14 protein-coding genes and 1 tRNA gene are annotated in these 12,699 nt (G+C 64.3%); all 15 read right to left on the bottom strand.

Annotated elements, in window-relative coordinates; translation table 11 throughout:
* Position 1 precedes the first annotated feature (1 nt).
* Positions 2-307 (bottom strand): NADH-quinone oxidoreductase subunit NuoK, encoded by a 306-nt coding sequence (gene nuoK / locus ACV22Z_RS17870; protein ID WP_004185739.1) that lies wholly within the window; start codon positions 305-307, stop codon positions 2-4.
* A gap of 17 nt (positions 308-324) precedes the next feature.
* A complete protein-coding gene (locus tag ACV22Z_RS17865) occupies positions 325-978 on the bottom strand; it encodes an NADH-quinone oxidoreductase subunit J (RefSeq protein WP_448077598.1) in 654 nt (217 codons plus the stop codon).
* Between the two features lie 115 nt (positions 979-1,093).
* Positions 1,094-1,582, bottom strand: a complete 489-nt coding sequence (gene nuoI / locus ACV22Z_RS17860; protein WP_321788816.1) for an NADH-quinone oxidoreductase subunit NuoI — start codon at positions 1,580-1,582, stop codon at positions 1,094-1,096.
* Positions 1,583-1,597: 15 nt separating this feature from the next.
* The gene (gene nuoH / locus ACV22Z_RS17855; protein ID WP_448077597.1) at positions 1,598-2,665 is read right to left on the bottom strand and encodes an NADH-quinone oxidoreductase subunit NuoH; all 1,068 of its coding nucleotides are present in this window, start codon (positions 2,663-2,665) and stop codon (positions 1,598-1,600) included.
* On the bottom strand, positions 2,666-4,996 hold the full coding sequence (gene nuoG / locus ACV22Z_RS17850; RefSeq protein ID WP_448077596.1) for an NADH-quinone oxidoreductase subunit NuoG: 2,331 nt from the start codon (positions 4,994-4,996) through the stop codon (positions 2,666-2,668).
* An 85-nt stretch (positions 4,997-5,081) separates the two neighbouring features.
* Complete coding sequence (nuoF, locus tag ACV22Z_RS17845) at positions 5,082-6,404, bottom strand: NADH-quinone oxidoreductase subunit NuoF (RefSeq protein ID WP_448077595.1); 1,323 nt, start codon at positions 6,402-6,404, stop codon at positions 5,082-5,084.
* The gene (nuoE, locus tag ACV22Z_RS17840; RefSeq protein WP_059537343.1) at positions 6,401-6,886 is read right to left on the bottom strand and encodes an NADH-quinone oxidoreductase subunit NuoE; all 486 of its coding nucleotides are present in this window, start codon (positions 6,884-6,886) and stop codon (positions 6,401-6,403) included. The genes nuoF and nuoE overlap by 4 nt, the downstream gene beginning before the upstream one ends.
* A 178-nt stretch (positions 6,887-7,064) precedes the next feature.
* Positions 7,065-8,318 (bottom strand): NADH-quinone oxidoreductase subunit D, encoded by a 1,254-nt coding sequence (locus ACV22Z_RS17835; protein WP_448077594.1) that lies wholly within the window; start codon positions 8,316-8,318, stop codon positions 7,065-7,067.
* Positions 8,319-8,327: 9 nt separating this feature from the next.
* The gene (locus tag ACV22Z_RS17830; RefSeq protein WP_448077593.1) at positions 8,328-8,930 is read right to left on the bottom strand and encodes an NADH-quinone oxidoreductase subunit C; all 603 of its coding nucleotides are present in this window, start codon (positions 8,928-8,930) and stop codon (positions 8,328-8,330) included.
* 21 nt (positions 8,931-8,951) lie between these two features.
* Positions 8,952-9,431, bottom strand: coding sequence for a NuoB/complex I 20 kDa subunit family protein (locus tag ACV22Z_RS17825; protein WP_006398799.1), 480 nt, complete (start codon positions 9,429-9,431; stop codon positions 8,952-8,954).
* 62 nt (positions 9,432-9,493) lie between these two features.
* Complete coding sequence (locus ACV22Z_RS17820) at positions 9,494-9,853, bottom strand: NADH-quinone oxidoreductase subunit A (RefSeq protein ID WP_010091191.1); 360 nt, start codon at positions 9,851-9,853, stop codon at positions 9,494-9,496.
* A 154-nt stretch (positions 9,854-10,007) separates the two neighbouring features.
* A tRNA-Leu gene (locus tag ACV22Z_RS17815) sits at positions 10,008-10,092 on the bottom strand.
* Positions 10,093-10,203: 111 nt separating this feature from the next.
* Positions 10,204-10,581 (bottom strand): preprotein translocase subunit SecG, encoded by a 378-nt coding sequence (gene secG, locus ACV22Z_RS17810; protein WP_448077592.1) that lies wholly within the window; start codon positions 10,579-10,581, stop codon positions 10,204-10,206.
* A 73-nt stretch (positions 10,582-10,654) separates the two neighbouring features.
* Positions 10,655-11,410 carry a triose-phosphate isomerase gene (tpiA, locus tag ACV22Z_RS17805; RefSeq protein ID WP_448077591.1) on the bottom strand — a complete coding sequence of 252 codons (756 nt, stop codon included), beginning with the start codon at positions 11,408-11,410 and terminating at the stop codon, positions 10,655-10,657.
* 119 nt (positions 11,411-11,529) lie between these two features.
* Positions 11,530-12,549 carry an NAD(P)H-quinone oxidoreductase gene (locus ACV22Z_RS17800; RefSeq protein WP_448077590.1) on the bottom strand — a complete coding sequence of 340 codons (1,020 nt, stop codon included), beginning with the start codon at positions 12,547-12,549 and terminating at the stop codon, positions 11,530-11,532.
* Positions 12,550-12,699: the final 150 nt, after the last annotated feature.

The raw sequence follows: 12,699 nt of genomic DNA, 5'->3' as shown, positions 1-12,699 counted from the left end.
ATTAACCTTTGAGCTGATCGAGATCCTCGACATTGATCGTGTCGAGCTTACGGAACAGGGTCACCAGAATCGCGAGACCGATCGCAGCTTCCGCTGCGGCGACGGTCAGCACGAAGAACACGAAGATCTGGCCGTGCACGTCGCCGAGGTAATGCGAGAACGCGACGAAGTTGGTGTTCACCGCGAGCAGCATCAGTTCGATCGCCATCAGGATGATGATGATGTTGCGGCGGTTCAGGAAAATCCCGACGATGGCGATCGCGAACAGGATCGCGCCGAGCACGAGGTAGTGAGCAAGGGTCAACATGTTTTTCTCTCCTCCGCTTAGCCGTTGGCGCTCGTGCCGGCTTCGCTCTGGGCCGTTTCCGGCTGCGGCTTGTCCGCTTCCATCTTCACGAGGCGCACGCGGTCGTTGCGACGCACCTTGACCTGATCCGACACGCGCTGGCGCTTGCTGTCCTTGCCCTTGCGCTCGGTCAGTGCGACCGCGGCGATGATCGCGACGAGCAGCACGAGGCCGGCGATTTCGAACGCGAAGATGTAGTCGGTGTAGATGATCTTGCCGATCAGGCGCGTGTTCGACCAGTCGGCGAACGGGCCCGACGCCATCGCGTGGACCGGCGCTTCCGTCGCGCCGTAGCCGCGCCACAGGATCAGTGCGGTCTCGACGACGATGATCGCGCCGACGACGGTCGCCATCGGCACGAAGCGCTTGAAGTCGCGCCGCAGGAAGTCGATGTTGATGTCCAGCATCATCACGACGAACAGGAACAACACCATCACGGCGCCCACGTAGACCAGCACCAGCAGGATCGCGAGGAACTCCGCTTCCAGCAGCATCCAGATCGCAGCGGCGTTGAAGAACGCCAGCACAAGGAAAAGCGCAGACGCCACCGGGTTGCGCGAAGTGATCACCTTCAGCCCTGATACCACCAGGAGCAGCGCGAAGATGTAGAACAGTACGGTCGTGAATTCCATGATTACCGGTTCATCGTTAGGCCATAGTCAGGCGCGGCTTGCAAAACGCAGGTCGCGTGCCGCACCCGTCGCGGCGGCTCGGCCCGCGCATGTCGGGCCGGCACTGCATACACAATCAACGATACGGCGCGTCGGCAGCCTTCGCCGCTGCGATGTCCTTCTCGTAGCGATCGCCCACCGCGAGCAGCATTTCCTTCGTGAAATACAGGTCGCCGCGCTTCTCGCCGTGGTACTCGAGAATCTGCGTCTCGACGATCGAATCGACCGGGCAGCTTTCCTCGCAGAAACCGCAGAAGATGCACTTCGTCAGGTCGATGTCGTAGCGCGTCGTGCGGCGCGTGTTGTCCGCGCGCGTTTCCGATTCGATCGTGATCGCCATCGCCGGGCACACGGCTTCGCAGAGCTTGCACGCGATGCAGCGTTCTTCGCCGTTTTCGTAGCGGCGCAGCGCGTGCAGCCCGCGGAAACGCGGCGAAATCGGCGTCTTTTCTTCCGGGAACTGCACGGTGAACTTGCGCTTGAACGTGTAACGCCCCGTTATCGCGAGCCCCTTCAGCAGTTCGGTCAGGAAGAAGGTCTTAAAGAAGTGTTGGATAGCCGTCATGATTTCGTCCGATCTTTACTTCACCCAGATGTTGAGCGGCGACATCATCCAGAAGCCGACCACGACCACCCAGATCACGGTGACGGGCAGGAACACCTTCCAGCCCAGGCGCATGATCTGGTCGTAACGGTACCGCGGGAACGTCGCACGAACCCAGATGAACACCGACAGCAGCGCGAATACCTTCAGCACCAGCCAGAAGATGCCCGGAATGAACGACAGGAATTCGAACGGTGCATCCCAGCCGCCGAGGAACAGCGTCGCCGCCAGCGCCGAGATCACGATCATGTTGATGTACTCGGCGAGGAAGAACAGCGCGAACGCCATGCCCGAGTAATCGATCATGTGACCGGCAACGATTTCCGACTCCCCTTCCACCACGTCGAACGGGTGACGGTTCGTTTCAGCGATGCCCGAGATGAAGTAGACGACGAACGCCGGCAGGAGCGGCAGCCAGTTCCACGACAGGAAGTTGACGCCGTGGCCCGCGAAGAAGCCGTGCTGCTGCGAGTTGACGATTTCCGACATGTTCAGGCTGCCGGCCGTCATCAGCACGAGCACCAGCGCGAAGCCCATCGAGATTTCGTACGAGACCATCTGCGCGGCAGCGCGCATTGCGCCGAGGAACGCGTACTTCGAGTTCGACGCCCAGCCGGCGAGGATCACCGCGTACACGCCGATCGACGAGATCGCCATCGCGTACAGCAGGCCCGCGTTGATGTTCGCGAGCACGGCCTGGGCCTGAAACGGAATCACCGCCCACACCGCGAACGCCGGCACCACGGTCATGACCGGCGCGATCAGGTACAGCCAGCGGCTCGCCGCGGTCGGCTGGATGACTTCCTTCAGCAGCAACTTCAGCACGTCGGCGATCGGCTGCAGCAGGCCGCCGGGGCCGACTCGGTTCGGACCGAGACGCACGTGCATCCAGCCGATCAGCTTGCGTTCCCACAGAATCAGGTACGCGACGCACAGCAGGATCACGACGGCGACGACGAGGATGCGCACGAGCGCCCACACCGTCGGCCATGCGAAGCCGAGAAGCTGGGCTCCGCCCGAGTTGATCGTATCGAACAAGCTCATTTACGCCTTCTCCACCACCAGTTCACCGGACAGGCTGCCGAGCGCTGCGCCGGCAGGCGTGGCCGCCGACACGCGAACGACCGTCTCCGCAAGATTCTCGTCACGCACGGCCGGCAACTGCACCGTACGATCGCCCTGGCGCACGCGCACCGCGTCGCCTTCCTTCAAGCCCAGCTTGTCGAACAGCGCGGCAGGCAGGCCCGCGGCGTTCGCCGCCTTCGCGGCGACCGTCAGGTGCAGCGCACCCGCGCGGCGCACCAGCGCGTCGGCGTGATAGATCGGCACGTCGGCGAGGCGCTCGAAGCTGCCGTTCGCCGCTTGCGCCGCAGCGCGCGACGGAGCGACGGTCGTCTTGTTCGACAGGCGGCTTGCGACGTTCGCGTCGCCGAGCGCCGCGATGCGTACCTCTTCCGCGGTTTCGTATTCGAAGTTCGGCAGGCCGAGCAGGCTGCCGAGCACGCGCAGCACCTTCCACGCCGGACGCGTGTCGCCGAGCGGGCGCACGACGCCGTTGAAGCTCTGCACGGTGCCTTCCGCGTTGACGAACGTGCCGGCCGTCTCGGTGAACGGCGCGATCGGCAGCAGCACGTCCGCGTAGTCGAGGCCGTGCTTGAACGGCGACATCACGACGACCATTTCAGCCTGGTTCAGCGCGGCGAGCGCTTGCGCCGGATCGACGGTGTCGAATTCGGGCTCGACGTTGACCAGCACGTAGCCCTTGCGCGGCTGCGCGAACGCTTCGCGCGCGTTCAGGCCGCCTTCGCCCGGCAGCGCGCCCACGACGTGCGCGCCGACGGTGTTCGCCGCTTCCGTCAGGAAGCCGAACGTGGCGCCGGTGTTGTAGGCGATCCACTGCGCGACGGCGTGCAGCTTCGCGAATTCCGGATGACGGACCGCAGCGTTGCCGAGCAGCACCGCGCGGCGCTCGCCGTTCGCGAGCGATTGCGCGACAGCCTGCGCGGCCGGCGATGCCGTGACGCCCGCGAGCGTGTCGGGCAGCGCGACGCCACGCAGCTGCGCGACCGCCGCAGCCACGCCGGCGAGCTCGTCGAGCCATGCCGACGGCGCTGCGACGATGCGTTGCGCGCTCGGGATCAGCGCGTCGTCGCCGGTCGCGTGCAGGAAGTGGAGCTTCGCGCCGCTCTTCGCAGCCTGACGCAGCCGCGAAGCGAACAGCGGGTGGTCGCGGCGCAGGAACGAGCCGACGACGAATGCGGCGTTCACGGTCGACAGGTCCGCGATCGGCATGCCGAGCCACGGTGCGCCCTGGACCGGTGCCGAGAAATCGAGCTGGCGCAGGCGGAAGTCGACGTTCGGCGTCTTCAGTTCTTGCGCGAGCTGCTTCACGAGGAACAGCTCTTCAGCGGTGCTGTGCGCGCTCGCGAGCATCGCCAGCGCATTGGCGCCGTGATCCGCGCTGATGCCCTTCAGGCCCTTCGCGACATATTCGAGCGCGGTCTGCCAGTCGGTCTCGATCCACTGGCCGCCCTGCTTCAGCATCGGCTTCGTCAGGCGCTCTTCGCTGTTGAGGCCTTCATACGAGAAGCGGTCCTTGTCCGAGATCCAGCATTCGTTGATCGCTTCGTTCTCGAACGGCAGCACGCGCATCACGCGGTTGTTCTTCACCTGCACGACGAGGTTCGCACCGACGGAATCGTGCGGGCTCACCGACTTGCGGCGCGACAGTTCCCACGTGCGGGCGCTGTAGCGGAACGGCTTGCTGGTCAGCGCGCCGACCGGGCACAGGTCGATCATGTTGCCCGACATTTCGGAGTCGACCGTCTTGCCGACGAACGTCGTGATTTCCGAGTGCTCGCCGCGGCCCAGCATGCCGAACTCCATCACGCCGGCGATTTCCTGGCCGAAGCGGACGCAGCGCGTGCAGTGGATGCAGCGTGACATTTCTTCCATCGAGATCAGCGGGCCCACGTTCTTGTGGAACACCACGCGCTTCTCTTCCGAGTAGCGCGACGACGACTTGCCGTAGCCGACCGCGAGATCCTGCAGCTGGCATTCGCCGCCCTGGTCGCAGATCGGGCAGTCGAGCGGGTGGTTGATGAGGAGGAATTCCATCACCGACTGCTGCGCCTTCACCGCCTTGTCGGACTGGGTGTGGACGATCATGCCGGCCGACACGGGCGTCGCACAGGCAGGCACGGCCTTCGGCATCTTCTCGACTTCGACGAGACACATCCGGCAGTTGGCCGCAACCGACAGTTTCTTGTGATAGCAGAAGTGAGGAATGTACGTATCCGCCTTGTGCGCAGCCTGGATCACCATGCTGCCTTCGGGCACCTCGACCTTCTTGCCGTCTATTTCAAGTTCAACCATGATGGTGAATGGTCCTTAACCTATTTCCGCTCGTTCGCGCATTCGCTCGACCGCGCGCTCAATTTCTGCAACCGGGTGTTTCGCTTCAGGCCGCCGCGGCCGAAGCCAGGTGCGGTACGTGGCCGCCGACCATGCAGTGCTTGTGCTCGACGTGGTACGCGAATTCGTCCCAGTAGTGCTTGAGCATCCCGCGCACCGGCATCGCCGCCGCATCGCCGAGCGCACAGATCGTGCGGCCCATGATGTTCTCGGCAACCGAATTCAGCAGGTCCAGATCTTCCTGGCGGCCTTCGCCGTGCTCGATGCGATTCACGACGCGATACAGCCAGCCGGTGCCTTCACGGCACGGCGTGCACTGGCCGCACGATTCCTCGTAGTAGAAGTACGACAGGCGCAGCAGCGAGCGCACCATGCAGCGCGTCTCGTCCATCACGATCACCGCGCCGGAACCGAGCATCGAGCCCGCCTTCGCGATCGAGTCGTAGTCCATGTCGGTCTGCATCATGATGTCGCCCGGGATCACCGGTGCCGACGAACCGCCCGGAATCACGGCCTTGATCTTCTTGCCGCCGCGCATCCCGCCGGCGAGCTCCATCAGCGTCGCGAACGGCGTGCCGAGCGGCACTTCATAGTTGCCCGGACGCTCGACGTCGCCCGACACCGAGAAAATCTTCGTGCCGCCGTTGTTCGGCTTGCCCATCTCGGCGTAGGTCTGCGGGCCGACCGTCAGCAGGAACGGCACCGCGGCGAACGTCTCGGTGTTGTTGATCGTGGTCGGCTTGCCATACACGCCGAAGCTCGCCGGGAACGGCGGCTTGAAGCGCGGCTGGCCCTTCTTGCCTTCGAGCGACTCGAGCAGCGCCGTTTCCTCGCCGCAGATGTACGCGCCGTAACCGTGGTGCGCGTGCAGCTGGAACGAGAATTCCGAGCCCATGATGTTGTCGCCGAGGAACCCGGCCGCGCGCGCTTCATCCAGCGCGGCCTCGAAGCGTCGATACACTTCGAAGATCTCGCCGTGGATGTAGTTGTAGCCGACGGTGATGCCCATCGCGTACGCGCCGATGGCCATGCCCTCGATCAGCGCGTGCGGGTTCCAGCGCAGGATGTCGCGATCCTTGAACGTGCCCGGCTCGCCTTCGTCCGAGTTGCAGACGAGGTACTTCTGCCCCGGGAACTGACGCGGCATGAAGCTCCACTTCAGGCCGGTCGGGAAGCCCGCACCGCCGCGGCCGCGCAGGCCCGACGCCTTGACGTCGGCGATCACCTGCTCGGGCGAAATCTTTTCTTCGAGAATGCGGCGCAGCTGCTTGTAGCCGCCGCGCGCAACGTAGTCTTCGAGATGCCAGTTCTCGCCGTTCAGACCAGCGAGGATCAGCGGTTTGATGTGACGGTCGTGGAGGGACGTCATTTCGAGAGCTCCTCAAGCAGCTGGTCGATCTTCTCGCGGCTCATGAAGCTGCACATTTTGTGATTGTTCACCAGCAGCACCGGCGCATCGCCGCACGCGCCCATGCATTCGCCTTCCTTCAGCGTGAACTTGCCGTCCGGCGTGGTTTCGCCGAAGTCGATGCCGAGCTTCTGTTTCAGGTAGTCGGCGGTCGCTTCCGCGCCGCCGTGCGGGCCAAGCTGGCACGGCAGGTTCGTGCAGAGCGTGATCTTGTGCTTGCCGACCGGCTTGAGCTCGTACATCGTGTAGAACGTCGCGACTTCCTGCACGGCAACGGCCGGCATGCCGAGATAGTCCGCGACGAACTGCATCAGTTCGGGCGACAGCCAGCCATGCTCTTCCTGAGCAACGGCCAGCGCCGACATCACGGCGGACTGTTTCTGATCGGCGGGATACTTCGTCAACGCTCGATCGATTTCCTTCAGGCCTTCAGCTGAGATCATTTTCAGACACGACTCTTTCAATTCCTACCGAACGAACAACCTGCCGCACGAAGTGCGTGGACGGCAGACCTGGCGCTCACTGTTGACAGCTTGCGAAGCCGCGCCGGTTCAGCGCATACCGCATGTGACTTCGCGTGTGACTTACTGCTCGCCGCCCGGCCGGCGGGCGGCGCAACCGTCAGCGATCGATTTCGCCGAACACGATGTCCTGCGTACCGATGATCGTGACGGCATCGGCGATCATGTGGCCGCGCGCCATTTCGTCGAGCGACGCCAGATGCGCGAAGCCCGGTGCGCGGATCTTCAGGCGGTACGGCTTGTTCGCGCCGTCCGACACGAGATAGATGCCGAATTCGCCCTTCGGGTGTTCGACAGCCGCATACGCCTCGCCTTCCGGCACGTGAAAACCTTCGGTGAAGAGCTTGAAATGGTGAATCAAGTCCTCCATGTTGGTCTTCATGCCGACGCGCGACGGCGGCGCAACCTTGTGATTGTCCGTCATCACGGGGCCCGGATTCTTGCGGAGCCACTCAATACATTGTTTCGCGATGCGGACCGATTGACGCATTTCCTCGACACGCACCAGGTAGCGGTCGTAGCAGTCGCCATTCACGCCGACCGGGATGTCGAAGTCGAGGCGGTCGTACACTTCGTACGGCTGCTTCTTGCGCAGGTCCCACGCGATGCCCGAGCCGCGCAGCATCGGGCCCGTCAGGCCCATCTGCAGCGCACGTTCCGGGCTGACGACGCCGATCCCGACCAGACGCTGCTTCCAGATCCGGTTGTCGGTCAGCAGCGTTTCGTATTCGTCGACGCACTTCGGGAAGCGCGTGAAGAAATCGTCGATGAAGTCGAGCACCGAGCCCTGGCGCGCTTCGTTCATCTTCGCGAGCGCCTTCTCGTTGCGAATCTTCGACGCCTTGTATTGCGGCATTGCGTCAGGCAGATCGCGGTAGACGCCGCCCGGACGGTAATACGCCGCGTGCATCCGGGCGCCGGACACCGCTTCGTACACGTCCATCAGGTCTTCGCGCTCGCGGAACGCGTACAGGAACACCGCCATCGCGCCGACGTCGAGCGCGTGCGCGCCGATCCACATCAGGTGGTTCAGCACGCGCGTGATTTCGTCGAACAGCACGCGGATGTATTGCGCACGCTCCGGCACGTCGATGCCGAGCAGCTTCTCGATCGCGAGCACGTAGCCGTGCTCGTTGACCATCATCGACACGTAGTCGAGACGGTCCATGTACGGCACGGACTGGATGAAGGTCTTGGATTCCGCGAGCTTCTCGGTCGCGCGGTGCAGCAGCCCGATGTGCGGATCGGCACGCTGGATGACTTCGCCGTCGAGCTCGAGCACGAGGCGCAGCACGCCGTGCGCTGCCGGGTGCTGCGGGCCGAAGTTGAGCGTGTAGTTCTTGATCTCTGCCATGACGCCCTCTTAATGTTTCAGACCGCCATAGCGATCCTCGCGGATCACGCGCGGCGTGATTTCGCGCGGCTCGATCGTGACCGGCTGGTAGACGACCCGCTTCTCTTCCGGGTCGTAGCGCATTTCGACGTAGCCCGACACCGGGAAGTCCTTGCGGAACGGATGGCCGATGAAGCCGTAGTCGGTCAGGAGGCGGCGCAGGTCCGGATGGCCTTCGAACACGATGCCATACAGGTCGAACGCTTCGCGCTCGTACCAGTTCGCGGAGGTCCAGATATCGACGAGCGACGGCACGATCGGCAGATCGTCGTCCGGCGCGAACACACGCACGCGCAGGCGCCAGTTGTTCGTCACCGACAGCAGGTGCGACACGGCCGCGAAACGCGGGCCGTCGTACGCGCCGTCGCCGTACGTCTGGTAGTCGATGCCGCACAGGTCGATCAGCTGCTCGAAGCCGAGCTTGCGATCGTCGCGCAGCGTCTTCGCGACTTCGAGGTAATCGCTCGCCTTCACGACGAGCGTCAGTTCACCGATTGCTTCGGTGAGGCTCACCACGCGCGCGCCGAGCGCGGCTTCGAGGTTCGCCTTGAGGGTCTCGATTTTGCTTGCCATATTGAGGGGACGCTCGGGGCTTTATTGACGGGCGATGGTATTGGTGCGGCGGATCTTCGCCTGCAGCTGGATCACGCCGTAGACCAGCGCCTCGGCCGTCGGCGGACAGCCCGGCACGTAGACGTCGACCGGCACGATGCGATCGCAGCCGCGAACCACCGAATACGAGTAGTGGTAGTAGCCGCCGCCGTTTGCGCACGACCCCATCGAGATCACCCAGCGCGGCTCGGCCATCTGGTCGTAGACGCGACGCAGCGCGGGCGCCATCTTGTTGCACAGCGTGCCGGCGACGATCATCACGTCCGACTGGCGCGGGCTCGGACGGAACACGACCCCGAACCGGTCCAGATCGTAGCGGGCCGCGCCCGCATGCATCATCTCGACCGCGCAACACGCAAGCCCGAACGTCATCGGCCACAGGGAGCCCGTACGCGTCCAGTTGATCAGCTTGTCAGCCGTGGTGGTGACAAACCCTTCCTTCAAGACCCCTTCGATACTCATTTGCTTTCCACTCCAGACGGGCGACCGAGCGTGGCCACCCATGCAAACCGGCGATTAACCCATCACTCCCAGTCGAGGCCGCCTTTCTTCCAGATGTAGGCGAAGCCCAGCAGGAATTCGAGCAGAAAAATCATCATTGCGATGAAACCGGGCCAGCCGATGTCGCGCAGCGCGACGCCCCACGGAAACAGGAACGCGGTTTCGAGATCGAAGATGATGAACAGGATGGCGACGAGATAGTACCGGACGTCGAACTTCATCCGCGCGTCTTCGAAGGCTTCGAAGCCGCATTCGTATGGCGCGTTCTTTTCGACGTCGGGCCTGTTGGGACCGAGAAGCTTGCCGATACTGACCAGCGCTATACCTAAACCAGTGCCCACAAGGAGGAACAACAAGACGGGGTAATAGGCTGCGAGGTTCAAGGCAATCCTCTATCGGTTAGTTCTGAGCGTCCGGAGAATAACACTATCCGGCGGAAGGAATCATTTCGGACTACCTGCGATCGCAAGACAACCGCAAGCGTACCCCACAAATGAAAAATGCCAGCCACTAGAAGCGGCTGGCATTGAGTAACTTTGGTGCCGACGGCGAGACTCGAACTCGCACAGCTTTCGCCACTACCCCCTCAAGATAGCGTGTCTACCAATTTCACCACGTCGGCACTGCATGCAACTCGGGTGGTAACTACTGTTTCCCGCGAATCGCTTCAAGAATTAAATTCTAACCTGACTGCCAGAATTGTTCAACGCACAAACGCAAAAATTCTAACTTTTTATTTCGGGACGTCCTGGCCCGGCGCGCTCGCAGCCGAGCCTGCTGCCGCGGAGGCTGCAACGGCGGGCGCGGACGCGGCGGGCGCCGACGCCGGTGCGGTTGCTGCCGCGCCGAGCACGCCGGCCGACGGCTGCGACTTGTACGAACCGAGGTACGTCAGCGCGAGCGTCGCGACGAAAAAGATCGTTGCCAGCACCGCAGTCGTGCGCGACAGGAAGTTCGCCGAGCCCGTCGCACCGAACAGGCTGCCCGACGCACCGCTGCCGAACGCGGCACCCATGTCGGCGCCTTTGCCGTGCTGAAGCAGCACGAGACCAATCACACCGAGCGCAGACAGCACCTGCACCACAATAATCAGCGTTTTCAAATACAGCATCACATCCACCCGATTGGATCAGGCGACCGGCTCGCGCCGGCAGCCATCATGGTTCGATTCGATCCCGGCCCGCTCAGCGCGCGGCCCGGCAGATCGCCAGAAAATCTTCCGCCTTCAGCGACGCGCCGCCGATCAGGCCACCGTCGATGTCCGGCTGCGCAAACAGCTCTTCCGCATTGTCCGGCTTCACGCTGCCGCCATACAGCACCGACACGTCGGCCGCGCCCTTGGCCGCGAGCCGTGCGCGCAGGAACGCATGCACCTGCTGCGCCTGCGCCGACGTCGCGCTCTTGCCGGTGCCGATCGCCCAGACCGGCTCGTATGCGACGACGATACGCACGGCCTCGTCCGTCGACAGCACGGACAGCACCGCATCGAGCTGGGCGCCGACGACCTGCTCGGTCGCCCCCGCCTCGCGCTCGTCGAGCGTCTCGCCGACGCACACGACAGGCGTGAGCCCGGCCGCGAGCGCACGCTGCGTCTTCGCCGCGACCGTCTCGCTGCGCTCGCCGTGATACGCGCGACGCTCCGAGTGCCCGACGATCGCATAGCGCGCGCCGAATTCCGCGACCATCGCCGCGGCAACCTCGCCCGTGTACGCACCCTGTTCGTGCGCGGACACGTCCTGCGCGCCCCAGGCGACGCGGCCGCCGTCGAGCTGGCCCTGAACCTGCGCGAGATACGGGAACGGCACGCACACGCCGATCGCCGTTTCCGCCGGCACCGAATCTGCGCCCTGCACCACTTCGTTCAGCAATGCCTGGTTGCCGGCCAGCCGGCCGTGCATCTTCCAGTTGCCGATCACACGCTTTGTTCTCTGTTTCGACATCGTTTGTCTCGTCATCGACGGGCCGGAAACCGGCCGTCAGGTTTGATCCGGCGAAGCAAACCCGCGATTTTACTGCGCCGTGCAGGAACCGGTCAAACCGCGGATGTCAAGCGTCGCCATCAGGTGTTCGCACCCCAATCGAGCATGATCTTGCCGATATGCTCGCCGCTTTCCATCAGCGCATGCGCGTGCGCGGCTTCCGCGGCCGGCAGCACGCGGTAGATCACGGGCTTGATGCGGCCCTCGCCGATCAGCGGCCACACGCGCGCCTTCAGCTGCGCGGCGATGCGCGCCTTGAACTCCACCGGGCGCGGCCGCAGCGTCGAGCCGGTCACCGTCAGCCGGCGGCGCAGGATCTCGTTCAGGTTGATCTCGGCCTTCGCGCCGCCAAGCAGCGCGATCAGCACGAGGCGACCGCCGTCCGCGAGCGCGGAAAGCTCGCGCGGCACGTACGCGCCCGCGACCATGTCGAGAATCACGTCAACGCCACGATTGTGCGTCAGCGACTTCACGACTTCGACGAAATCCTCGGTCTTGTAGTTGATCGCGCGTTCAGCGCCGAGCGCCTCGCACGCGCGGCACTTGTCCGCATTGCCGGCCGTCGCGAACACGCGGAAACCGAGCGCATGCGCGATCTGGATCGCCGTCACGCCGATGCCGCTCGAGCCACCCTGCACGAGCAGCGTTTCCTGCGCACCGCCTTCGCCCGCGCCGAGTTGCGCGCGGTCGAACACGTTGCTCCACACCGTAAAGAACGTCTCCGGCAGCGACGCGGCCTCGATGTCGGTCAGGCCGTCCGGCACCGGCAGGCATTGCGGCAGCGGCGCGACCGCGTATTCCGCGTAGCCCCCGCCCGCGAGCAGTGCGCACACGCGGTCGCCCAGCTTCAGGCCGAACGGATTGAGCGCGGCATCGGACAGGTCGCCGCCGACGATCTCGCCCGCGACCTCGAGGCCCGGCAGGTCCGACGCGCCCGGCGGCGGCGCATACGCGCCCTTGCGCTGGAACACGTCCGGACGATTGACGCCGGACGCCGCCACCTTGATCAGCACTTCGCCGCGCTGCGGCTCGGGGCGCGGACGCTCGCCGAGCTTCAGGACGTCGGGGGCGCCGAATTCGGTAATTTCGATGGCTTTCATGTGCGTGGCTCCAGAAACGGGATCGGATTGCGCGCCGAATACGCGGCGCTGACAGCACGGGCGCGGCCGGCTTGCTGCTCGCACCTGCTGCGCGTTTACTGCGTGCGCCTGCTACGCGCGTGCCGATCCTACAGAAAAAACGGCCGGCGC

Source organism: Burkholderia sp. PU8-34 (assembly GCF_053427725.1).
The sequence above is the reverse complement of the archived record's forward strand: the minus strand, read 5'-3'. Positions and strand labels throughout refer to the sequence as shown.